The following is a 22,047-nucleotide window of genomic DNA, read 5'->3' as shown; positions in this document are numbered from 1 at the left end:
AGCAAGGTTGTCCAGGGAAAGGGCCTCGATGAACGAAGGCGCTTTCCTAAAGCGTTCAGGAGGTCGCCGCGTCTTCAGAAGAACGCGTCGACCCGGAAATAGATCGGGTGCTCGCGCCGCTCGATGACGCTCGGCCGCTCCAGCGAGCGGGCGAAGCCGACGCTGGCGGCGAAATAGCGGCCGCGGGCATCCAGTTCGATGGCGTTGCCACTCATGCGCCCGCTGGCGCCGTCGTTGTAGCGGTCGTGGCGGATCACGCCGACGTCGTAGGCGAAGGCCACGCCGTATTCCTGCAGCCAGGGCCGCAGCGGCGCCCACTGCACCGCGCGCCGCCAGCGCAACTGGTTGCGCCAGTAGCCGCCGCTGTCGCCGGTCAGGGTCTGGTCCTTGAAGCCGCGCACCGAGCTGTTGCCGCCGAGGCTGATGCGCTGCGGGCTGAACAGCACGTCCTCGCTCCTCTGCCCGGTGGCCAGGCTGTCGAAGCTGAAACGCTCGCCCCACAGCTGGAACGGCTGCAGGTAGCTGAGGGTCAGGCTGTACTTGTCGTAGCGCGCATGCGCATCGCCGCCCCGCGGCTGGCCGCGACCCTGCGCGCCAAGGGCGCCGATGCCCTGCTGCCAGCCGAGGTCGAGGTTGACGAAGCCGCTGCCGATCCGCCGGCCATGGTTGAAGCCGAGCTGGGTCTCGGTGATCCGTGTGCTCTGGTCTTCCAGGCGGGTGTCTTCGATATAGTTGTTGGTGCGCTGGTGGCTGAGACCCAGGCTCATGGCGGTCTTGCTCACGCCGTCGCGGTGCAGCACGCGTTCGGCGCGGAACTGGTGGCTGCGGCTGTCGCCGTCGAGCTTGAAGGGGAAGCCGCTGGTCTCGTTGCGCGTGCGGTAGTCGCTCTGGCTGTAGCCGTAGGTGAAGGTCCACCAGCCCCAGGGCAGGCTGTAGAACAGGCTCTGGCTGTCGGAATGGCGCCAGCGGTCGCTCACCGCGTCCTGGTTGGCGCGCAGGCTGAGCTGGTCGGCCAGGCCCAGCGGGCTGTCCCAGTCCAGGCCGAGGCCCATCTGCTGCTCGCCGGTGCTCACGTCGCCGTCGTTGTTGCGCGTGGCGGAGACGCGCCAGGGCTTGTCGCGCTCGCCCTTGAGACGCACCCGGCTGCCGCCGACCTGGCTGCCGGGCACCAGCTCCAGCTGCGCCTGGCGCGAGGGCAGGCGGCCCAGTTGGTCGACCAGTTGCTCCAGCTCGCGCAGGTCGAGCAGTTCGCCGGTCTTGCCGGGAAAACTCATCGCCAGCTCGCGCGGGCTGGCCAGCGCGGAGCTGTCGAGACCTTCCAGGCGGCCTTCGACGACGATCACCCGCAGCGTCCCGGAGGCCAGGTCCTGCTGCGGCAGGTAGGCACGGGTGGTGACGTAGCCTCGATCCAGGTAATGGTCGGTGACGGCCTTGAGCAACGCGTTGAGCTGGCCCACGCCCAGGCATTTGCCCTGGTAGGGGGCCAGCAATTCGTCGCGGGCGCCCTGCGCCAGGTGCTCGGCGCCTTCGAGCTTGATGCGGCGGATGTCGAAACAACGGCCGTCACCAGCGGATCCGCCTGGCGTCGAGGGCGCTTCGTTACCTGGCAGTTGCTGGAGTTCCTCCAGGCGCTTGCGCTGCTCGTCCAGCAGGCGCTGCTGGCGCTCGCGGATCAGGTCGCGGTCGCCGGGAGAGGTGAAGGGGGCGGCGCTGGCCATGAGCGGCAGGCACAGGAGGACAAGGGCCAGGCGAGGGATAGCCACGATTTCGTTCCTTGAAATGCAGAGGACGTAGTATCGGCCCGGTGGCACTGGTGAATCTGTAGGTAAATTCTGAATGGAGCGACGATAAACCGGGCGAAACGAGGCAGAGGCACAATGCCACCTCGGCGCCGGAATCTATCACATACTTTCGGGTTAGTCCGTTAGATAGAGCGCTTTCTCGACACCGCCTTCGAAGACGAACATCCGGCGGATGTGGCCTTGGCCGGGACAGCGACGTCGTCGGGGTCGGCCAAGGCGACCAGGTCGTTGGAGTAGCCGTCGCTGTCGATCACCAGCAGCGCTGGCCAGGAAAAGGGATGGAGGCGCGACGCGCCTCTCACTTCACCGGCAGGTCCTTGCCCCATAGGCGCACCGCCTTGATCCCTTCCGCGCCACCTTCGAAGACGAAGGTCTGGCGGATGCCGGCCTTGGCCGGGACGGTGACGTCGTCGGGATTGGCGAGGGCGACCAGGGCGTTGGAGTAGCCGTCGTTGTCGATCACCAGCAGCGCGCCGGTCTGGGTCAGGTTGATCAGGCGCACGGTAGCGGCGCTGTCGTTCTTGAAGCCGAGGGTGACGGCCAGTTGCTGGTCGCGCGGCTCGGTCTTGAGCACTTCGACCTGGCCGATCCCGGCGAAGCCGGCGTTGTCGGAGACCACCTTGGCGCCATCGGCGCCCTGGGCCGACTGGCGGCCGCTGGTGATGCCCTCGCTGACCCCGCCGAGGAGGTTCTTGCCGGTCTCGATGGCCGAGGACACCGCGGCCTTGGCCGCGCCCTTGACCGAACTGCCCTCCTCCGCGGCCACGGCGCTGCCGGCGGCCAGGGGCAGGAGCAATCCCAATGCGGCGATCCTTGCGTTCATTCGTCCATCCTCTGGTGGTGTGGGAGGCAGCCAGACTAACAGCCGGCTAGCGGCCGTTCCAGTGGCGCGCCCGGCGCTTGCGCCACCAGATGTAGACACCGGTCAGCGACAGCCCGGCGATGGCCAGGCCGAGGACGGCGATGGCGATGCGTCCCGGCAGGCCGGCGATGCGCCCGCCGTGGATCGGGTACTGCAAGCGGTAGAAGCGTTCTCCCCAACTGCCCTGCCCGGCGACTTCCTGGCCGAGCAGGCGGCCGTCGCTGCCATGAAAGAACAGCCAGGACTTGCCCATGGGGTCGTCGTGGTCGCCGAAGCCGGCGCCGAAGAAGTTGTACTCGAAGCTGTAGTACAGCTCGCCGATCGGCTCGGCGATGCCCAGCCGCGCCGCCTCAGCGCTGGCCAGCTGGAAGGTGCGGTCGTAGTCCAGGCGGGTTTCCCCCAGTTGCTCCCTGGGCAGCCGCCCGCGCGCCTCGTAGACGCTCGGTTCGATCGGCGAGAACAGCGATACCAGCGGCTTGAACACCTGGCTCGGCAGGTTCAGGGCGACGCTGCTCAGCGCCACCGGCGCCAGCAGCAGCCAGAGCCAGAGTCCGCCGGCGCGATGCAGGTCGAAGTTGAAGCGGTAGGCGTTGCCGCGCTTGATCTTCCAGGCGGTCGCCCACTTGCTCCAGAACGGCCGGCCGCGCGGCAGGGTCAGCCAGGCGCCGACGAAGCAGTCGAGGAACCAGAACATCGCCACCCCGCCCATCAGGTACAGGCCCCAGTTCCCCGGCAGGGTCAGGTTGTGGTGGAACTCCAGGACCCAGGGAACCAGGTTCGCCGGCTGGAAGCAGCAGGCCGCCCAGAGGCGCTTGCCGACTTCCTCGCCGCTGACCGGATCGAGGTAGAACACGTCGTGCTCGACCTTGGCGCCGGCATCGCGCGGCACGGTGGCGAGCAACGCCGGATGCCCGCCCGCCTCGGGATACTCCATGTACCACACCAGTTGTCGCGGATAGCGTGCCTCGACGCGTTGCACCAGGCTGCCCGGGGAAAGGCGCTCGCCGCCCTCGCCCACGGTGTAGAAGCCGGGGTTCAGCCATTCGTCGATTTCATGATGGAAGGCCAGCAGGCTGCCGGTGAGACCGGCGAGGAAAAGGAACAGCGCGGTAGCCAGACCGACATAGCGGTGCAGCAGGACCAGGACGGGGCGCATGGGGGCTCCAGGTAACCAGGGTACGGCCGGCGACGCCGGCGAATGCCCGGCGCGTACGTCGCGCGCCGGGCTGCTTGGCCGGTACCGCGGCGCTGGCGCCGGGGCCCGGGTGGACGGTCAGAACTGGTAGTTCACCGTCGCGGTGACGTTGCGCTTCTCGCCGAAGTAGCAGAAGTCCAGGCTGTAGCAGGACGCCACGTAGTCCTTGTCCAGCAGGTTGTTGGCATTGAGGCTGACGTCCAGGCCTTTCAGGCCGAGCTTGCCGAGGTCGTAGCCGATGCGCGCGTCGACCAGGGTGTAGTCCGGTACCCGCAAGGTGTTTTCCTTGTCCGCCCAGGTCTCGCCGACGTAGCGCGCGCCGCCGCCGATGCTCAGGCCGCTGAGCGGGCCGGCGTCGAAGGCATAGTCGGCCCACAGCGAAGCCATGTGCTTGGGCGCCTGGTTCGGCGTATGGCCCTGGTTGCCGTCCAGCGACTTGGTGTAGGTGATATCGGTGTAGGTGTAGCTGCCGAGCAGTTTCAGGTTGTCACTGAGCTGGGTGTGGGCCTCCAGTTCGAACCCCTGGGAACGCACTTCGCCGACCGAGGTGTAGAAATTGTCCTGGGGTTCCTTGGAGGCGACGTTCTCCTGGGTGATGTGGAACAGCGAGGCGGTGTAGAAGCTGTTGCTGCCCGGCGCCTGGAATTTCAGGCCGAGCTCCCACTGCTTGCCCTCGGTGGGTTCCAGCGGCGTACCGGAAGCGTCGGAGTAGGCGTTCGGGTTGAACGACTCGGAGTAACTGACATAGGGCGCCAGGCCGTTGTCGAACAGGTACAGCGCGCCGATCCGGCCGGTGAATTTCTTCCAGTCGTCGTCGGCCTTGGTGCCGCTGCTGCGATTCTTGTCGGTGACGCTGACCCAGTCCTGGCGCAGGCCGACCGAGAAGCGCCACTGGTCGATGTCGATCAGGTCCTGCAGGTAGACGCCGGTCTGCTCCAGGCGCCGGGTGTGGTTGTCGTCGGGGTAGTAGCTGATGGCGTCGTCGCCGTAGACCGGGTTGAACGCGTCCAGCGCCGAGGCCGCGCCGGAACGCCAGTCGACCACGGTGCGCCGGCGCTGGTAGTCGAGACCGGTCAGCAGGGTGTGGCGCGCCGCACCGGTGGCGAATTCGGCCTGCAGCATGTTGTCGACGATGTATGCCTGCAGGTGTTCGCGGGCGCCGGTGAAGTAACGGTTCAGCTTGTTCGGCTCGCTGGCGCTCCAGCCGTAGGCGTAGACCTGTGAAAGGTCGACGTCGGAGTCCAGGTAGCGGAAGTTCTGCCGCGCCGACCAGACGTCGTCTATGCGGTGTTCCAGCTGGTAGCCGAACATCCGCTGGGTGCGGTCGAAGTCGTCCTTGCCCGGCTCGCCATCGAAGAACTCGCGGGAGATGTGCCGGCCGTTGTGGTGCGACAGGGTGCCATCGGCCGGCACGCCGCCGTGGTAGCCGCCATTCGGATCATGCTGCAGGTAGCCCTGCAGGGTCAGGGTGGTGTCGTCGCTGAAATCGATGGCCAGGGTCGGGGCGATGGCGTAGCGCTCTTCCTTGACGTGGTCGAACTGGGTATCCGAGCCCTTGCCGAGACCGACCACGCGGTAGGCGATGCGCTTCTCCTCGTCCAGCGGGCCGCTGAAGTCGAAGCCCATCGACTTCTGGCCCATGTTGCCGACGCTGGCGGTGACCTGGTGGTAGTCCTCGTACAGCGGCTTCTTGCTGGTCAGCGCCACCAGCCCGCCCGGCAGGCTGCGGCCGTAGAGCACCGAGGACGGCCCCTTGAGCACGTCGATGCGCTCGAGGAAGTACGGGTCGACCTGCATCGAGCTGTAGGTACCGCTATCGCCCATGGCCTTGAGGCCGTCGAGGTAGATGTTGTCCACGCTGTTGTCGGCGAAGCCGCGCATCACCACGTAGTCGTAGCGGTTCGAGGCGCCGACCTGGCCGGTGAAGATCCCGGGGGTATAGCGCATCGCCTGCTGCACGGTCCTGGAGGCGGTGTCGTCGATCTGCTCGCGGGTGATCACCGAGACGGTCTGGCTGGTTTCCAGCAGCGGCTTGCTGGTCTTGGTGGCGATCTGGCTATGGGTGGCCAGGTAGCCATCGGTGCTGCCCAGGTTGTTGCCGAGGGCGAAGACTTCCACCGCCTGCAGGTTCAGCACGTCGCCGTCCTTCGCCGGCGCCTCGCGCAGGACGAAGCTGCCGTCGCCCTGGTCTTCCGCTTCCAGCGGGGTGTCGGCGAGCAGCCGGGCCAGGCCCTGCTGCACGGTGAAACTGCCGCGCAACCCCTGGGAACTGTAGCCACCGGTCTGCGCCGGAGTGGCCGAGAGGGTGATGCCGGCCTCGCGGGCGAAGCGGTTGAGCACCTCGCCCAGCTCCCCAGCGGGGATCGCATAGGGCCGCGCCCGCTCCGCCACTACCTCGGCGGCCGAGGCGCAGAGCGGCGCCGCGCCGGCCGCCATGGCCAGCGACAGCAGGGCCGCGCGCACCGAACAGCTCAGGCGCGAGGCACGGGGAAAAGCGGAGGACGACGGGGCATTGCGGGGGACGACGGCGGTGGCGGTCATGAACAGGATCCGTTGGAGTCGTTGGAGGCGTTGAAGGGGGTTCAACCGCTAAAGCCGGATCAGTCCTGAAAAGCCGACAAAAATAATGAAAATAATTTTCAGTGCGTTTCGCCCAGGCGGCAGCCAGCTTCCACGCGGCCGCCGGAACGGCTCAGGCGGCGACCACCCTCACCCACCAGCGGGTATGCCGCTGCAGGCGCACCGGCAAGGTCCGCGCGAGCACCTGCAGCAGCCTGTCGCTGTCGTCCAGGCGGTAGACCCCGGACAGGCGCAGGTCGGCGACCTCCGCGGCGCAACCGAGGTAGCCGTTGCGGTAGCGGCCGACCTCGGCGAGGAAGTCGGCCAGGCGCATGTCGCGGGTGACGATCAGGCCATCGGCCCAGGCCGCGGCATCCATCGGCGGTCGCTGGAGACGCCGCACGCCATCGGCGGCGATCCGGTAGCTCTGCCCCGCCTCGGCCACCGGCGCCTGCGCCGGACGCGCGCCGAAGGCCTCGATGCGTACCGCCCCCGCGCTGACGCTGAGACAGGTGGCGGCATCGTGCAGGCGTACGTTGAAACGGGTGCCGAGCGCTTCGAACAGGCCCTGCGCGGTGCGCACCCGCAGGGGCCGATGCCGTGGAGACTGCGCGTCGGCGCCACTGCTGAGGAAGATCTCGCCGCGCGCGAGGAGGATAAGGCGCTGGCCGGCGTCGTAGCGCACGTCGACCGCGCTGTCGGTGTTCAGCTGCAGGCGCGTGCCATCGGCCAGCTCGATGCTGCGGCGCTCACCGGTGGCGGTGCTGTAGTCGGCGCTCAGGCGTTGCCAGGGCAGGCTGTCGCGGCCGACCCAGGCCACCGCGCCGCCGGCCACCAGCAACGACAGCAGCTTCAGCGCCTGGCGCCGCTGCAGGCGCTGCGCGCTGCTGTCCAGGGTGCCGCAGGCGACCCCGCCGGGCAGTGCCTTGAAGCGTCCGTGCAATTCTTCGCTGAGCGCGCTGACCTGCTGCCAGGCCCGTTCGTGCTCGCCGTGCTCCGCGCGCCAGGCCGCGCAGGCGCGTTGCAGGCGGCCGTCGTCCGGCTGCGAGCGCAGGCGTACCAGCCAGCGGATGGCCTGCCTGACCAGCGCCTCGTCGACCCGCCCGCGCATTGCCTCCAGCGCGCCGTTCATTCGCCGTAGCGCAGCAGGTAGCAGTGGTACAGCGCCTCGGCCACGTAGCGCTCGACGCTGCGCTGGGAAACGCCCATGCGTTCGGCGATCTGCCGGTAGCCGAGGTCCTCGCACTGGGCGAGGAGGAAGGCGGTGCGGACCTTCGGCTTGAGCCCGTCGAGCATCCGCGAGATTTCCTCCAGCAGCTCCAGCACCAGTTCCCGCGCCTCGGGCGATGGCGCCTGCGCCTCGGGCAGGTGGGCGATGCTTTCCAGGTAGGCGCGCTGCAGTTCCTCGCGGCGCCAGTGGTCGATCACCAGGCCGCGGGCGATGGTGCGCAGGAACGCGCGCGGCATGCCGATCTCGCGCAGCTCGCGCTTGAGCAGGACGCGCAGGAAGGTGTCCTGGGCCAGGTCCGCCGCGTCCGCCGCGCTGCCCAGCTTGCCGCGCAGCCAGTTCTGCAGCCAGCCGTGATGTTCGCTGTACAGCGCATGCATGGCGCGGTGGTGGGCGTCGATGAGGGTCGGGACGGACATGGAGGAAGCCGGGCCGGCACATGAATGATAATGAATCGCATTGTCGAGAAGCCCGCCACTTTTTGCAAGAGCGTTCGCCAGCCGGTGCCCTACTCCTGCGTCGCGCCTTCGCGCAGGCAGGCCAGCAGGTCCTCGCTGGCGCGGTCGCGGTGCGGCTCGTCGCGCCAGCACATGCCCACCGCGCCCTCGCCGGGAATCTCCAGCGCCAGCCTGGCCACCAGGCCGCGCCCGACGAGGTGCTCGACCACCCGCGCCGAACCGATGGAGAGCATGTCGCTGCCGCGCAGCAGTTCGATATTGGCCAGCATCGATGACGATTCCAGGCGGTAGGCCGGCGGTTGCCGGCCGCTCTGGGTCAGGGCCGTGTCCAGCTTGCTGCGGATCGGCGAGCCGGACGGCCAGACGATCCACTCGTAGCGCCGCACGTCCTCCCACTCCAGCGCGCCGGCGCCGGCCAGCGGATGTTCCGGCCGCGCCATGACCACGATCGCCTCGTTGTAAAGCACTTCGCTGCACAGGCCGGCGCGCGGCGCGTAGTTGTCCAGGCGCCCGACCACCACGTCCAGCTGGCGCTTCTCCAGGCGCTCCAGCAAGCCATTCATGGTGCCCTCCAGCAACTCCACCTGGGCACCCGGATAACGCCCGAGGAAGGCCCGCAGCGCGCGCGGCACCAGGCTCGGCGCGGAAGCCGGCGAGGTGCCGAGGACCACCCGGCTGCCGCTGCCGCTGCGCATCGCCGCGAGGTTCTGCCGCGCCCGCTCCATCTCGGTGAGCACGCGCTGGGCATGGTTGAACAGCGTCAACCCGTAGGGGGTCGGGCGCAGGCCGCGGGCGTGGCGTTCGAACAGCGGCGCGCCGACGTCTTCCTCCAGTTCCTTGAGCCACTTCGACAGGCCCGGCTGGGTGGTGTGGGCGGCGCGCGCGGTGCCGCTGAGGTTGCCGGTCTCCATCAGGCTGACCAGCAATTGCAGGTGCTGCAGACGCAGGCGGCGGGTCCAGTCCATCGCAAGCCATCCTCTGATTCGTATAGGTCGATGTCTAAATATCATTATTCGGTTATGCCTTCACCTCGAATAATGACCCCAGACCGAGGCGGCCCCGCCTCCTCCCGCCGGAGACTCATCGGTATGCATAACGACAATTCCACCGAGAAGCGCGCCGATTTCTATCGGCGCATCCGCCAGCAGCACCTCACCCCGCTCTGGGAGGCCCTGCACAGCCTGGTCCCGGCGCAGCCCGCCGGCGGCTGCCGGGCGGCGCTATGGCGCTACCGCGAGCTGCGCCCGTTCCTGCTCGAGGCTGGCGACCTGATCAGCGCCGAGGAGGCGATCCGCCGCGTGCTGGTGCTGGAGAACCCCGACCTACCCGGCCAGTCGGCGATCACCCCGAGCCTCTATGCCGGCCTGCAACTGATCCTGCCGGGCGAGATCGCCCCCAGCCACCGGCACACCCAGTCCGCCCTGCGTTTCGTCGTCGAGGGTCGCGGCGCCTACACCTCGGTGGATGGCGAACGCACCCACATGGAGCCGGGCGACTTCATCATCACCCCGTCCTGGACCTGGCACGACCACGGCAACCGCAGCAGCGTCGAGGGCGGCGATCCGGTGGTCTGGCTGGACGGCCTGGACATCCCGATGCTGCGTTTCTTCGGCGCGACCTTCGCCGAGAACCATGGCGAACCGGTGCAGCCGCTGCTGCGCGAGGAAGGCGACAGCGCCGCCCGCTACGGCAGCAACCTGCTGCCGCTGCGCCACCAGCCGGCTTCGCCGACCTCGCCGCTGTTCAGCTACCCCTACGCGCGCAGCCGCGAGGCGCTGTGGCGCCTGTCGCGACAGGAGAGCCCCGATCCCTGGGAAGGACACAAGCTGCGCTACGCCAACCCGGCCACCGGCGGCTGGGCGATGCCGACCATCGCCACCTGCCTGCAACTGCTGCCGGCAGGCTTCAGCGGGCAGCCCGCGCGCAGCACCGACGCCAGCGTCTACTCGGTGGTCGAGGGCAGCGGCGTGGCGCACATCGGTGGCCAGCGCTTCGCTTTCGAAGCCAGGGACCTGTTCGTCGTGCCGTCCTGGGCCGAGCTGCGCCTGGAGGCCGGCGCCAGCGACTGCGTGCTGTTCAGTTTCTCCGATCGCCCGGTGCAGCAGGCGCTCGGCATCCTCCGCGAATCCCGCAAACCCCTTGCCCACTGAAGGACCGATCCCATGAGCCATCTCTTCGCGCCCGAAGCGCCCGTCAGCCTCACCATCCATGGCAGCGACCAGACCTTCCCGGTCCGGCGGGTCTACTGCGTCGGTCGCAACTACGCCGCCCACGCCAGGGAAATGGGCTTCGATCCCGATCGCGAGCCGCCGTTCTTCTTCTGCAAGCCGGCCGACGCGGTGGTCCCGGTGGCCGCCGGCAGTACCCTGGAGCTGCCTTACCCGAGCCAGACCGGCAACTATCACTACGAGATCGAGCTGGTCGCGGCGATCGGCAAGGGCGGTCGCGACATTCCCCCGGAGCGCGCCGAGGAGCACGTCTGGGGTTACGCGGTGGGCCTGGACATGACCCGCCGCGACCTGCAGATGCGCATGCGCGAGATGGGCCGCCCATGGGAGATCGGCAAGGCCTTCGACCAGTCGGCACCGATCGGGCCGCTCTACCCGGCCAGCCAGGTCGGCCACCCGCGCCATGCCGCCATCAGCCTGCAGGTCGAGGGCGAGGACCGCCAGCGCAGCGACATCGACCAGTTGATCTGGTCGGTGGCGGAAACCGTCAGCGACCTGTCGCGCTTCTTCGAGTTGCGTCCCGGCGACCTGATCTTCACCGGCACCCCGGAAGGCGTCGGCGCGGTCGAGCGCGGCCAGCGCATGCTCGGCGCCATCGACGGCCTCGGCGAACTCAGCGTCCGCGTGGTCTGAATCGCCGCCCGCGCGCGGCGCGGGCCCACCCTGCCCTTCATCCGGGCTGTCGCCACGGCGACGGCCGAGGAACGCTCATGCCCACGCCCGCCAAGAACAACAAGATCGACGTCCAGGCCTTCATCGACGCGCAGGCGGTCTCCGCCTTCCAGTTGCGGGTCCTGCTGCTGTGCTTCCTGATCGTCGCCATGGACGGCTTCGACACCGCCGCCATCGGTTTCATCGCCCCGGCCCTGGCCCATGACTGGCAACTCAGCCCGGCGCAGCTCAGCCCTATCCTCGGCGCGGCGCTGGCCGGGCTGGCCCTCGGCGCGTTCGCCGCCGGTCCGCTGGCCGATCGCTTCGGACGCAAGACCATCCTTCTCCTCTCGGTGCTGTTCTTCGGCGGCTGGAGCCTCGCCTCGGCCTACGCCGGCTCGGTGGAAAGCCTGGCCCTGCTGCGCTTCCTCACCGGCCTCGGGCTTGGCGGGGCGATGCCCAACGCGATCACCCTGACCTCCGAATACTGCCCGCGCCGGCACCGCGCGCTGATGGTCACCGCGATGTTCTGCGGCTTCACCCTCGGTTCGGCGCTGGGCGGCCTGCTCGCCGCGCGGATGGTCCCGGCGCTGGGCTGGCAGAGCGTCCTGCTGCTCGGCGGCGGCCTGCCCCTGGCGAGCCTGCCGTTGCTCTGGCTGTGCCTGCCGGAATCGGTGCGTTTCCTCGCCCGGCGCACACCGGGCTCGCCGCGCCTGCGCCGGAGCCTGGAACGCCTGGGGCGCCTGCCGGAGAACTGGGACGGCCGCCTCGAAGCGCCCGCCGAGGAAGCCGCCGGCTCGCCGCTGCGACAGATCCTCGGCGCCGAACTGCGCCGTGGCACCCTGCTGCTCTGGGCCACCTTCTTCATGGGGCTGCTGATCATCTACCTGCTGACCAACTGGCTGCCGACGCTGATCGGCGGCACTGGCTTCAGCCTCGCCGAGGCTGCGCTGATCAGCGCCATGTTCCAGCTCGGCGGGACCCTCGGCGCGATCCTGCTGGGCAGCGCCATGGACCGCTTCGAGGCGCACCGGGTGCTGAGCCTGGCCTACCTCGGCGGCGCGCTGTTCATCCTCGGCATCGCCAGCCTCTACCACAGCTTCGCCCTGCTGGCGCTGTGCGTCGCCGGCGTCGGCTTCTGCATCAGCGGCTCGCAGGTCGGCGCCAACGCCCTGGCCGCCGACTTCTATCCGACCCGCAGCCGCGCCACCGGGGTCAGTTGGGCCCTCGGCCTGGGCCGCATCGGCTCGATCGTCGGCTCTCTCGGCGGCGGCGCCCTGCTCGGCCTGGGCCTGGGCTTCAGCGGCATCCTCGCGCTGCTGGTGATCCCGGCGCTGCTCGCAGCCATCGCCGTACACCGCCTGGGCCGGTTGCGCCGCCGGGCCGGGCTGTCTTCCGCCACCCTCTGAGCAGGAACCTGCCATGCAGCTATACAGTTTCTTCAACAGCTCCACCTCCTACCGGGTACGCATCGCCCTGGCCCTCAAGGGCCTGGATTACCAGGTGCTGCCGGTCAACCTGCGGCAGGGCGAGCAACTGCGCCCGGCCGAGCGCGAGCGCAACCCGATAGGCGCGGTGCCGACCCTCGTCGATGACGACGACCTGCCACTCAGCCAGTCGCTGGCGATCATCGACTACCTCGACGCGCTGCGCCCCGAACCGCGCCTGATCCCGCTCGATCCGCGGCAACGCGCGCAGGCGCTGGAGCTGGCCCTGCTGGTGGCCTGCGACATCCATCCGCTGAACAACGTGCGCGTGCTCAAGTACCTGACCCAGGTCCTGGGCATCGACACCGAGGCCCGCCAGCGCTGGTACGCGCACTGGGTCGCCGAGGGCCTGGCCGCGGCGGAAACCCTGCTGAACCGTCACGGTCGCGGCGCGTTCTTCACCGGCGAGGCGCCGGGGATCGTCGAGTGCTGCCTGGTGCCGCAACTGGTCAACGCCCGGCGCATGGGCTGCGACCTGTCGCCCTATCCCGGCCTGCTGGAGCTGCAGCGACGCTGCCTGGCGCTCGACGCCTTCCAGCGCGCCAGCCCCGAACGACAGCCCGACTACCTGCCGGACTGACGCCTGTCCCCTGTCGAAAACAACAACAAGAAGGACACACCCATGACTCTCCGTACCCGGGCCAGCCTGCTGGCCCTGCTGTTGCCCGCCTTGCCGGGCGAAGCCGCGCTGCCGGGCATGAACCTCGGCCAGACCTCCTTCCTCGACGGCAAGGCCCTGCCCGGCACGCTGTTCCAGCAGTTCGTGAACCTCTACGAGGCCGACGACTTCATGGACGCCAATGGACACCGGCGCCCGCTCGACAACCGCCTGCGCACCCTGCTCGCCACCAGTCACTTCGCCCACATCAGCCAGCACCAGCTGTTCGGCGCCTATTACGGCGCGGAAATCCTCGTCCCGGTACTGCTCGCCGATCCCGACTTCGAGCCCCACGCCGGCAGCGCCAACGGCCTGGGCAACCTGGTCGTCAGCCCTTTCATCCTGCAATGGCCACAGACCGAGCTGTTCGGCCGGCCCTACTGGCAGCGCCTGAACCTGGCCTTCCAGTTGCCCAGCGGACGCTACGACAAGCACCGCGCGATCAATCCCGCCAGCAACCACTGGAGCTTCAACCCGCACTACGCGCTGACCTGGGAGTTCGCCGAGGGCTGGGAGGCCAGCGCCCGCCTGCAGTACCTGCTGCCGGGCAAGAATCGCGAGCCGGCGCCGCAGTTGGCCGACGACTACCTGCAACCGGGCCAGGCGCTGCATGCCAACTACTCGGTATCGCTGGCGCTGGATCCGCGCTGGCGGGTCGGCTTGTCCGGCTACAGCCTGCGACAGATCACCGATGAACGGGTCGACGGCCACGACCGCCCGGACTCCCGCGAGCGGGTCGACGCCATCGGCCCGGCGCTGATGTTCGGCTGGGGCAAGTCGCGGCTGTTCCTCAATGCCTACCACGAATACGGCGCACGCAACCGCAGCGAGGGCAGCCGGCTGATCCTGCGCTATTCCCAGGTGTTCTGAGGCCCAGCCGCGACCACGGGCAAGCGTTCCAGGGTGCGAAACGCCGCGCTGCGCCGCCAGCTCAGGCCTTCCGCCTGCGGCAGCGGAGCCAGCCGCCGGCGCGCCAGCGCGCGCAGCGCGCCCTGCAGTTCGAGACGTGCCAGCGCGGCGCCCAGGCAGTAATGCGGGCCATGGGCGAAGGCCAGGTGCTGGCGGGCGTTGGCCCGGTCCAGGAGCAGCCGGTCGGGCGCCGCGAACATCGCCGGATCGCGATTGGCCGCGAGAAAATACAGGATGACCCGCTCCCCGGCCGGAATCCGCTGCCCGCCGATCTCCACCTCCTCCAGGGTGCAACGCAGGCCGCTGCGCACCGCGCCGTCGTAGCGCAGCAGCTCCTCTACCGCGTTGCCCAGCAGTTCCGGCTCGCGGCGCAGGCGCTCGAGCTGGCCCGGATGGTCGAACAGCGCCAGGGTACTGTTGCCGACCATGCTGATGGTGGTCTCGAAGGATGCCATGAACACCATGGCATAGGCCGCCACCAGGTCGTCGAGGGCCAGTCCGGCGTCAAGCATGGCCGCGCCGTCGAGGATCGGCGCCGTGCTGGAGCGCCGCGCCGTCCCCTGGAGCCAGCCATGCGCCTGTTCCCGCAGGTAGTCGCTGAAAGCCGCCGCGCTGCGGTTGATCCGCGCCGCGTCGCCCTGCACGGCGGCCAGGTCCAGGCCGGCGGCGAGGTCGCGGCCCCAGGCCAGCAACTGGCCGACGTCTTCGCGGGGAAAGTCGAACAACTCGGCCGCCACCCGAATGGTCAGCGGCTCGGCGAAATCCTGGATGAGCTCCGGCGCGGGACGCTCCAGCATGGCGTCGAGCAGCTCCTCCACCAGCATGTCGATGCGCGCCCCCCAGCGGCGCACGGCCTCCGGGGTGAAGGCCGGGGCGAAGAGCCGTTTCAGCCGGGTATGCCGCGGCGCATCGTTGAACAGCATGAAGTTGTCGTAGAAGCGCGCCAGCGGTTGCAGGCGCTGGTGGTCGAACCAGCTCGCGCCCGGCCCGCCCGCACCGCTCTGGCGCGCCGGGTCGGCGGAGAAACGCGGATCGCGCAGGCAGGCCGAGACATCGGCATAGCGAGTCAGCCACCAGTTCCCCTCGCGGTCGCGGTAGAGCGGCGCGCGGGCCCGCAGCTGATGCAGGAAGGGATAGGGATTGGCAAGGAAGTCCGGGTGGTAGGGATGGAGCTCGAGGCCACCCTCCGGCGTCTCCTCCAACGCCCGGCGCGACGACAGGCCGCCGGCGGCGCGCAACCGCTCCACGCCCAGCTCGAAGGTAGCCTCCTCGCCCAGGACCTCCTCTATCGCCGCCGCCAGCCGCTGCGCACGGGGCGGCAACACCAGGGAGAAATGATCGCCCTCCAGTTCGACCACCCGCAGCGCCGGACACAGCGCGCCCCAGCCCAGGGTCGGGTCGTCGAAATACAGGCGGGTGCGGCGCTGCGGATGCAGGGTCGCCGCCGGCAGCGCCTCGCGGGCCTTGAACAGGGTCACCGGCCCCGGATAGTGGCGCGGCTCGTAGCGCTCCATCGCGGCATAGTTGCTGCGGTAGACCGCCACCAGCTGCGGATTGTCGGTCAACGGCCGGGATTGGTGAGCGCCGCCGAGACGACGCTGCACCAGGCCCAGCTCGTAGGCCAGCGTCTCGGCAGCGGGCGGCTCGGAATCACCGCTGTTTTCCACCCGCAGGGTGTCGATCAGCAGCAGCGCGCCGACCGGCTCGCCGCGGACGCCGAGCTGTTGCGCCATTTCGTAGGCGACGATGCCGCCATAGGAATGCCCGGCGAGCAGGTAGGGCCCCTCGGGCTGGATCGCCTTGATCACCTGGATGTAACGCGCGGCCTGCTCTTCCACCGAGCCCAGCGGCGGCTCCTCGCCCTCGAGCCCGGGCGAGCGCAGCGCCACCAGCGGACGGCTGGCGGCCAGGGCGGCATCGAGGGCGGCGAGATAACCCACCGCACCGCCGGCGCCACCCAGGCAGAACAGCGGCGCGGCGACCCTCCAGCCGCCCAGGGCGACGGCGCCCAGCCTTGACCCCGCCGTGGCCGGATCCTCCGGCCGCAGGTTCTGTACGATACGCTGCGCCAGGCGCTCGGGGGTCGCCTGGTGCCCCTGCCAGGCGGAGGCTGGCAGCCTGACGCCCAGGCGTCGTTCGACCTTGCCCGCCAGCACCAGGGTCTCCAACGAGGCCAACCCGGCCTCCTCGAGGCTGGCGCCGACCGGGGCGGCACGGCCGGCGAGCCGTGCCACCTCCTCGGCCAGCGCCCGCCCCAGGCGGATGCAGCGTTGCGCCGCAGGCAGCTCGAACAATGCGTCGCCGCCGAGCGCGGCGAGTCCCTGCGTATGCCGTTCGTCCATGACCGCGTGCTCCGAGGAAGTCTCGTGGAGCCAGGAGTATAGATGGCCGGCGGCTCGGCGCCGGCCCGGAGGATCAGCGCGGACCGAGGATCTCCGCCAGTTGGTCCGGCTGCGGCGCGCCCTGTTGCTGCTGCATGCGCCCCTCGGCGTTGAGGTAGAAGATCGCCGGGGTCGCCGCGGCGCCCATCGACTCCATCAGTTCCATGTTGCCGGCGAGCTGCTTCTGCACCGCCGCCGGGATCTTCGCCAGCGGCTTCAGGGTACTGGCCTTGCCCGCCTGCTCATGCTCGTGCAGGGCCTTCTGCGGGTCCTTGCTGGCCAGCAGCGCGGCGGACTTGGCCTCGCTGTCCTCGCGGATGATGCCGACCATGATGTGCCGCAGCTGCACCTTGCCGGATTCCACCCAGGGCCGCGCCTGCTGCCAGAACATGGTGCAGTACGGGCAGTTCGGGTCGCTGAACAGGTAGACCACGCGCGGCGCGTCGGCACGGCCGTCGGCGATCCAGGCGCTCCGCTCCATCTTCTGCCACATTTCCTTGGCCAGCGGCGCGTACACCAGGCGTTCCAGCGGTTCGCGGCTGAGGTCCTTGCCCTGGGCGTCGAACAGGTGGCCGGTGAGCACGTGCTTGCCGTCGGCGGTCAGGTACAGCGCCATGCCCTGGTTCTGGTATTCGGCGGCATAGCCGCGCAGGCCGTCCGGCGCGTCGAAGCTGCCGAGGATGCGGGCGCCCTTCTCCTGGACCATGCGGATCGGCGCCGGCAGTTCCTCCGCCGCCGTGGCCAGGCCGGCGTTGAGGAGGGTCAGGCCCAGGCCAAGGGTGATCAGGTTGCGCGGCACTCTCATTCGGAACTCCTGGTTGCGGGGGCGGCAGCGGCCGGCTCGAAGGCTTCGAGGTAGCGCGCCAGGCTGCCGCGGGACAGTTCACCGAGATGGCTGCCCAGCAGGCGGCCCTCGGCGGTGTAGAACACGGTGGTGGGCAGGGCGACCGAGCCGACCTGCTGGCCGAGCTGTCCGCCGTTGTCGAACAGCAGGTTGTCCAGACGCAGGTTCTCGGCCTGGAGGAAATGGCGCACGGTCTCGGCGCTCTCGCCCTGGTTGGCGAACAGGAACACCACGTCGGGGTTCTCCGCCTGCGCCTGTTGCAGCACCGGCATCTCGCGCCGGCACGGCGGACACCAGCTGGCCCAGAGGTTGATCACCAGCGGGCGGCCCTGGAAGTCCGCCAGCTGCACCGACTCGCCGGCGGCGTTGCGCAGGCTCAGTTCCGGCAGGCGCGTACCGCGCTCGTAGATGCCCAGGCCGAGGCTGCCGAGCAGCCAGAACGCCAGGCCGAGGCTGGCGCCGACCCCCAGCGAACGACGCAGCGCCGGTCGCCGCCAGGCCCAGAACAAGGCGCCGAGCGCGGCGGCCACCAGGCCCGGCCAGGCGAGGAAGCCGCCGTCACGGATATCCAGCATCTGTGCGAAGTCGCCACGGTACTGCGGCCAGTAGCGCACCACGAAGGCCAGGCGCGCCACCAGCAGGCCGAGCAGCAACAGGTTGAACAACGCCGGCTCGGCGTTGCGCCCACCGCCGCGCGCCGCCAGCCAACCGCCGAGCAGCGCGGCGCCGAGGGCGAGGAACAGCAGCAGGTGTTGCAGCGAGACCACCAGCGGCCCCAGGGAAAAACTCAGCATCAGCCGCGCTCCCGGGTCGCCTGCCAATGGGCGAGGAAGCCACCGGCGTCGACTTCGCCGGTCAACCGGCGGGCGCGGCGCTCCTCGCCTTCCGGGCCGATCCAGATCAGGCTCGGCGGGCCGGGCACCTGGTAGCGGCGCAGCAGTTCACGGCTGGCGGCGTTGTCCGCGGTCACGTCGAGCCGCAGCAGGCGTACGCCCTCCAGGGCGGCGAGCACATCGGGTTTGGCGAACACCTGTTTCTCCATGATCCGGCAGGACACGCACCAGTCGGCGTAGTAGTCGAGCAGCACCCATTGACCCTCTGCCCTGGCCGCGGCCAACTGGCGGTCCAGCTCGTCCGGCTGGCTGACCGTGAGGAACGCCTCGTGCGCGCTGGCCGCCGGCGTGGCGCCCCGGTTCGCCGCCGCATACACCTGTAGCGGACGCCAGGGATCGTCGGCCCCGGCCGCGGCGCCCAGCAGCATCGCCGCGCCCCAGAGACCGAAGATGCAGCCCGCCGCGCCGAACAGCACGGCGTGCCGCGCCAGGCCACGCGCGGTATGCAGCGCGGCGTAGGCCAGGACCAGCAGCAGCGCGCCGCCAAGGCCGATCCACAGCGCCTCGCCGAGCAGCGGACGCAGGAGTATCCAGGCGGTGCCGAGGAAAAGGAAGCCGAACACGCCCTTGACCAGGTTCATCCAGGGGCCGGGCTTGGGCAGGAAGCGGCTGCCGACCGTCACCAGCAGCAACAGCGGCATGCCGATGCCCAGGCCCAGGCTGAACAGCACCAGGCCGCCGTGCAGGGCGTTGCCGGTCTGCGCGATATAGAGCAAGGCGCCGGCCAGCGGCGCGGTCATGCACGGCCCCACCAGCAGCCCGGACAACGCGCCGAGCGCCGCGGCGCCGGCCAGGCTGCCGCCCTTGCGGCCGCGGCTGAGGCCGTCGAGGCGGTCGCGCAGGGCCGCCGGCAGTTGCAGTTCGAAGAAGCCGAACATCGGCAGCGCGAGGAACACGAACAGCGCGGCGAAGCTGCCCAGCAGCCATGGCTGTTGCAGCCAGGCCTGCAGGTTGCCGCCGAGCAGTGCGGCGACCACCCCGAGGCCGGCGTAGACCAGCGCCATGCTCAGCACGTAGCTGCCGGCCAGCAGCAACCCGCGACGCGGACCGGCGCCGCTGCCGACCACCAGCCCGGCGAGGATCGGCAACATCGGCAGCGAACAGGGGGCAAAGGCCAGCAGCAGGCCGAGGCCGAAGAACAGCAGCAGGCTCCAGGCCAGGTTGCCAGCCTGCAGGCTGCCGGCCAGGCCCTGGTCCTCGGCTACTTCGCCGCTCGTCCCGGCGACCGCACCGGTCGGGCCGGCACCGCCCAGGTCGAGCACCTGGCTCTGCGGCGGATAGCACAGGCCGGCGTCGGCGCAGCCCTGCCAGCCCAGGCGCAGCTGTCCGGCGGCGGCCGCCGGCAGGGTCAGCTCCAGGCTCTGGCGATAGACCTGCGTCTCGCCGAAGAACTCGTCGCTGTGGCTTTCGCCCGGCGGCAGCTGCGGATGCAGGGTCGGGTCGAGACCATCGAAGCGCAGGCGCTTCTGGTACAGGTAGTAGCCCGGCGCGATCTGCCAGCGCAGTTGCACCTGGCCGTCGTCGAGGCGCTCCCAGCTGAAGCGGAAGGCTTTCTCCACCGGCAGGAAATCCATCTGCGTCGCGCCGCGCGGGGCGAACAGGTCGTCGCCCGGCTGCGCCTGGGACAGGCCAGGCAGCAGGAGCATCAGGAGCAGGATCAACACACGCATGGAAAACGCCTTCTACGATGAACTCGGCGGGCAGCATGGCCAGCGACGATTAACAGGCCGTTAACGCGGCCACGGGAAAGCACCGGCGGCACGCCGGGCGGGGCATAATCCTGGCTTAATTCACCCGCTTCAGACTCCTATCCCTTTGACCAGCGATACCGCCATGCATGTACTGCTCACCGAAGACGACGACCTGATCGCCAGCGGCATCGTCGCCGGCCTCAACGCCCAGGGCCTGACCGTGGACCGCGTGGCCAGCGCCGCCGATACCCAGGCGCTGCTGCAGGTGGCGCGCTTCGACGTGCTGGTCCTCGACCTCGGCCTGCCCGACGAGGACGGCCTGCGCCTGCTGCAACGCCTGCGCCAGCAGGGCTTCGACCTGCCGGTACTGGTGCTGACCGCGCGCGACGCGGTGACCGACCGGGTCGCCGGGCTGCAGGCCGGCGCCGACGACTACCTGCTCAAGCCCTTCGACCTGCGCGAACTCGGCGCCCGCCTGCATACCCTGCAACGGCGCTCCGCCGGACGCTGCGTCAATGTCATCGAGCACGGCCGCCTGAGCTACGACCCGAGCACCCGGGAAACCTGGCTCGACGGCCGCCCGATAGAGTTGTCGCGGCGCGAACAGGCGCTGCTGCAGGCGCTGCTCAACAACCGCGGGCGGATCCTCAGCGGCGAGCAGCTCAAGGACAGTGTCTACGGCTTCGGCGACGAGGTCGAGAGCAACGCCCTCAACGTGCATATCCATCACCTGCGGCGCAAGCTCGGCAACGCCATCGTGCAGACCGTGCGCGGCCTCGGCTACCGCCTCGGGCCGGCGCGCGGCGACGGGGACGACGCATGAGCCTGCGCCTGCGCCTGACCCTGATCCTCGGTGCGGCCTTCATCCTGCTCTGGTCGCTGGCCGCCGCCTGGATGCTCTGCGACCTGCGCGGACAGATGATGCGCTCCTTCGACCAGCGCCTGGCGGCCTCGGCGCGGATGGTCGCCGGCCTGCTCCAGCAGTTGCCGCAGCCGCAACCGGCGAACGGCCAGGCCGCCCGCCTGAGCGCGGAGCAACTGGGCATTCCCAACGGCATGGCCTGCCAGGTCAGCTCCCTGCGCGGCGAAGTCCTGGCGCAGAGCCATGCCACCCCGGAGCGGGCGCTGGACAGCACCGCCAGCGGTTTCCGCGACCAGGAAATCAACGGCGTGCTGTGGCGCAGCTTCACCGTGCAGGCCGGCGACCTGCGGGTCAGCACCGCCGATCGCCTGGAAGAGCGCGACGTGCTGCAACGCTCGGTGGTGGTGGCCGCCGCGGTGCCGGTGACGGTGGCCCTGCTCGGCAGCCTGGCCCTGCTCTGGCTCGGCGCCGGCCAGGGCCTGGCGCCGCTCAAGCGGATTCGCGACGCCCTCACCCGGCGCGGCGCCGACTCGCTGGAACCGCTGGAGCTGGCGGCCCTGCCGAGCGAACTGAAGCCGCTGGTGGAAACCCAGAACCAGCTGTTCCAGCGCATCGCCCAGGCCATCGAGCGCGAGCGCCGCCTGACCGGCGATGCCGCCCACGAACTGCGCAGCCCGCTGACCGCGATCAAGACCCACCTGCAGGTGGCGCGCATGACCGAGGGCGCCGCCGCCGAGCAGGCCCTGGCCCACGCCGAGGAAGGCGCCGACCGTCTGCACCGGACGCTGGACCAGCTGTTGCTGCTGGCGCGGGTGGAAGGCAGCCTGTCGTTCGACGACGGCGTGCAGTGCAGCGCCGAGGATGCCGCCCGGGTGGCCATGCACGACGCCGGCCATGGCGATGTGCGGATGTTCGAACTGGTGCTGGCCGACGGCTTGTCCGAGGCGCCGCTGGAAGTCCCTTCGCTGCTGGCCATCGCCGCGCTGCGCAACCTGCTGGACAATGCCCTGCGCCACACCGCCGCCGGCACCCGGGTGGAACTGGCGGTGGAAACCACGCAAGGCTGCGCGCGCTTCCACGTCCGCGACCACGGTCCGGGCATCGCCGAGGCCGACCTGCCGCACCTCACCCAGCGCTTCTGGCGCCACGGCAAGAGCGGCGGCAGCGGGCTCGGCCTGGCCATCGTGCAGGCCATCGTGCAACGCTGCCAATGCCGGCTGGACTTCGACAGCCGCACGGACGGCCTGCGGGTGACGCTGGAGATGCCGCTGCGCGAATGATGCGCCGGCCCTACCCGCGCACCCGCCGACTCCCGTAGGGCGAATAGCCGCTCGCGGCT

General features: G+C 69.8%; 18 protein-coding genes. 7 read left to right on the top strand and 11 right to left on the bottom strand.

All coding sequences use genetic code 11. The features are described 5' to 3' along the window. Positions 1-74: 74 nt before the first annotated feature. The 7 genes from PSPA7_RS13270 to PSPA7_RS13235 all read right to left on the bottom strand — a co-directional run bounded on the left by PSPA7_RS13270 (position 75) and on the right by PSPA7_RS13235 (position 9,069). Complete coding sequence (locus PSPA7_RS13270; protein ID WP_012075593.1) at positions 75-1,763, bottom strand: ShlB/FhaC/HecB family hemolysin secretion/activation protein; 1,689 nt, start codon at positions 1,761-1,763, stop codon at positions 75-77. Between the two features lie 337 nt (positions 1,764-2,100). Then, the gene (locus PSPA7_RS13260) at positions 2,101-2,625 is read right to left on the bottom strand and encodes a hypothetical protein (protein WP_012075591.1); all 525 of its coding nucleotides are present in this window, start codon (positions 2,623-2,625) and stop codon (positions 2,101-2,103) included. A 46-nt stretch (positions 2,626-2,671) separates the two neighbouring features. Continuing rightward, positions 2,672-3,820 (bottom strand): PepSY-associated TM helix domain-containing protein, encoded by a 1,149-nt coding sequence (locus PSPA7_RS13255; RefSeq protein ID WP_012075590.1) that lies wholly within the window; start codon positions 3,818-3,820, stop codon positions 2,672-2,674. A 117-nt stretch (positions 3,821-3,937) separates the two neighbouring features. Next, a complete protein-coding gene (foxA, locus tag PSPA7_RS13250) occupies positions 3,938-6,400 on the bottom strand; it encodes a ferrioxamine receptor FoxA (RefSeq protein ID WP_033999229.1) in 2,463 nt (820 codons plus the stop codon). A gap of 151 nt (positions 6,401-6,551) precedes the next feature. Continuing rightward, a complete protein-coding gene (locus PSPA7_RS13245; protein WP_074197435.1) occupies positions 6,552-7,538 on the bottom strand; it encodes a FecR domain-containing protein in 987 nt (328 codons plus the stop codon). Positions 7,539-7,546: 8 nt separating this feature from the next. After that, the gene (locus PSPA7_RS13240; protein WP_012075587.1) at positions 7,547-8,065 is read right to left on the bottom strand and encodes a sigma-70 family RNA polymerase sigma factor; all 519 of its coding nucleotides are present in this window, start codon (positions 8,063-8,065) and stop codon (positions 7,547-7,549) included. Between the two features lie 89 nt (positions 8,066-8,154). Next, complete coding sequence (locus PSPA7_RS13235) at positions 8,155-9,069, bottom strand: LysR family transcriptional regulator (protein WP_012075586.1); 915 nt, start codon at positions 9,067-9,069, stop codon at positions 8,155-8,157. Positions 9,070-9,192: 123 nt separating this feature from the next. Here PSPA7_RS13235 and gtdA point away from each other — a divergent pair, with 123 nt between their 5' ends. The 5 genes from gtdA to PSPA7_RS13210 all read left to right on the top strand — a co-directional run bounded on the left by gtdA (position 9,193) and on the right by PSPA7_RS13210 (position 13,998). Beyond that, positions 9,193-10,254 (top strand): gentisate 1,2-dioxygenase, encoded by a 1,062-nt coding sequence (gtdA, locus tag PSPA7_RS13230; protein ID WP_012075585.1) that lies wholly within the window; start codon positions 9,193-9,195, stop codon positions 10,252-10,254. A 12-nt stretch (positions 10,255-10,266) separates the two neighbouring features. Continuing rightward, complete coding sequence (locus PSPA7_RS13225) at positions 10,267-10,965, top strand: fumarylacetoacetate hydrolase family protein (RefSeq protein ID WP_012075584.1); 699 nt, start codon at positions 10,267-10,269, stop codon at positions 10,963-10,965. Between the two features lie 77 nt (positions 10,966-11,042). After that, entirely contained in the window at positions 11,043-12,392 is a 1,350-nt protein-coding gene (locus PSPA7_RS13220; protein ID WP_012075583.1) for an MFS transporter, read from the top strand. Positions 12,393-12,405: 13 nt separating this feature from the next. After that, complete coding sequence (maiA, locus tag PSPA7_RS13215) at positions 12,406-13,050, top strand: maleylacetoacetate isomerase (RefSeq protein ID WP_012075582.1); 645 nt, start codon at positions 12,406-12,408, stop codon at positions 13,048-13,050. Positions 13,051-13,092: 42 nt separating this feature from the next. Then, complete coding sequence (locus PSPA7_RS13210; protein ID WP_012075581.1) at positions 13,093-13,998, top strand: SphA family protein; 906 nt, start codon at positions 13,093-13,095, stop codon at positions 13,996-13,998. Here the strand turns inward: PSPA7_RS13210 and PSPA7_RS31025 are convergent. From PSPA7_RS31025 to dsbD, 4 genes are all read right to left on the bottom strand, one after another. After that, entirely contained in the window at positions 13,980-16,379 is a 2,400-nt protein-coding gene (locus PSPA7_RS31025; RefSeq protein WP_012075580.1) for a cytochrome P450, read from the bottom strand. The two genes, PSPA7_RS13210 and PSPA7_RS31025, sit on opposite strands and share 19 nt — an antisense overlap. Before the next feature lie 73 nt (positions 16,380-16,452). Then, positions 16,453-17,223, bottom strand: coding sequence for a thiol:disulfide interchange protein DsbG (gene dsbG, locus PSPA7_RS13200; protein WP_012075579.1), 771 nt, complete (start codon positions 17,221-17,223; stop codon positions 16,453-16,455). Then, on the bottom strand, positions 17,220-18,056 hold the full coding sequence (locus PSPA7_RS13195; protein WP_012075578.1) for a TlpA family protein disulfide reductase: 837 nt from the start codon (positions 18,054-18,056) through the stop codon (positions 17,220-17,222). Before PSPA7_RS13195 ends, dsbG begins: the two co-directional genes overlap by 4 nt. Continuing rightward, entirely contained in the window at positions 18,056-19,825 is a 1,770-nt protein-coding gene (dsbD, locus tag PSPA7_RS13190; RefSeq protein WP_012075577.1) for a protein-disulfide reductase DsbD, read from the bottom strand. Before dsbD ends, PSPA7_RS13195 begins: the two co-directional genes overlap by 1 nt. 163 nt (positions 19,826-19,988) lie before the next feature. Here dsbD and PSPA7_RS13185 point away from each other — a divergent pair, with 163 nt between their 5' ends. Next, positions 19,989-20,669: a response regulator gene (locus PSPA7_RS13185; protein ID WP_012075576.1), complete on the top strand. Its 681-nt coding sequence runs from the start codon at positions 19,989-19,991 to the stop codon at positions 20,667-20,669. Further along, positions 20,666-21,988: an ATP-binding protein gene (locus tag PSPA7_RS13180; RefSeq protein ID WP_012075575.1), complete on the top strand. Its 1,323-nt coding sequence runs from the start codon at positions 20,666-20,668 to the stop codon at positions 21,986-21,988. The genes PSPA7_RS13185 and PSPA7_RS13180 overlap by 4 nt, the downstream gene beginning before the upstream one ends. Positions 21,989-22,047: the final 59 nt, after the last annotated feature.

The organism is Pseudomonas paraeruginosa PA7, from assembly GCF_000017205.1.
Taxonomy (GTDB): Bacteria; Pseudomonadota; Gammaproteobacteria; order Pseudomonadales; family Pseudomonadaceae; genus Pseudomonas; species Pseudomonas paraeruginosa.
This window is presented reverse-complemented; position numbering and strand designations above follow the sequence as displayed.

Bases quoted from the DNA above. Each gene is read 5' to 3' on its own strand.
- PSPA7_RS13260 (WP_012075591.1), bottom strand. From the start codon at position 2,625: ATGAACGCAAGGATCGCCGCATTGGGATTGCTCCTGCCCCTGGCCGCC.
- PSPA7_RS13255 (WP_012075590.1), bottom strand. From the start codon at position 3,820: ATGCGCCCCGTCCTGGTCCTGCTGCACCGCTATGTCGGTCTGGCTACC.
- foxA (WP_033999229.1), bottom strand. From the start codon at position 6,400: ATGACCGCCACCGCCGTCGTCCCCCGCAATGCCCCGTCGTCCTCCGCT.
- PSPA7_RS13240 (WP_012075587.1), bottom strand. From the start codon at position 8,065: ATGTCCGTCCCGACCCTCATCGACGCCCACCACCGCGCCATGCATGCG.
- PSPA7_RS13235 (WP_012075586.1), bottom strand. From the start codon at position 9,069: ATGGACTGGACCCGCCGCCTGCGTCTGCAGCACCTGCAATTGCTGGTC.
- gtdA (WP_012075585.1), top strand. From the start codon at position 9,193: ATGCATAACGACAATTCCACCGAGAAGCGCGCCGATTTCTATCGGCGC.
- PSPA7_RS13225 (WP_012075584.1), top strand. From the start codon at position 10,267: ATGAGCCATCTCTTCGCGCCCGAAGCGCCCGTCAGCCTCACCATCCAT.
- PSPA7_RS13220 (WP_012075583.1), top strand. From the start codon at position 11,043: ATGCCCACGCCCGCCAAGAACAACAAGATCGACGTCCAGGCCTTCATC.
- maiA (WP_012075582.1), top strand. From the start codon at position 12,406: ATGCAGCTATACAGTTTCTTCAACAGCTCCACCTCCTACCGGGTACGC.
- PSPA7_RS13210 (WP_012075581.1), top strand. From the start codon at position 13,093: ATGACTCTCCGTACCCGGGCCAGCCTGCTGGCCCTGCTGTTGCCCGCC.
- PSPA7_RS31025 (WP_012075580.1), bottom strand. From the start codon at position 16,379: ATGGACGAACGGCATACGCAGGGACTCGCCGCGCTCGGCGGCGACGCA.
- dsbG (WP_012075579.1), bottom strand. From the start codon at position 17,223: ATGAGAGTGCCGCGCAACCTGATCACCCTTGGCCTGGGCCTGACCCTC.
- PSPA7_RS13195 (WP_012075578.1), bottom strand. From the start codon at position 18,056: ATGCTGAGTTTTTCCCTGGGGCCGCTGGTGGTCTCGCTGCAACACCTG.
- dsbD (WP_012075577.1), bottom strand. From the start codon at position 19,825: ATGCGTGTGTTGATCCTGCTCCTGATGCTCCTGCTGCCTGGCCTGTCC.
- PSPA7_RS13185 (WP_012075576.1), top strand. From the start codon at position 19,989: ATGCATGTACTGCTCACCGAAGACGACGACCTGATCGCCAGCGGCATC.
- PSPA7_RS13180 (WP_012075575.1), top strand. From the start codon at position 20,666: ATGAGCCTGCGCCTGCGCCTGACCCTGATCCTCGGTGCGGCCTTCATC.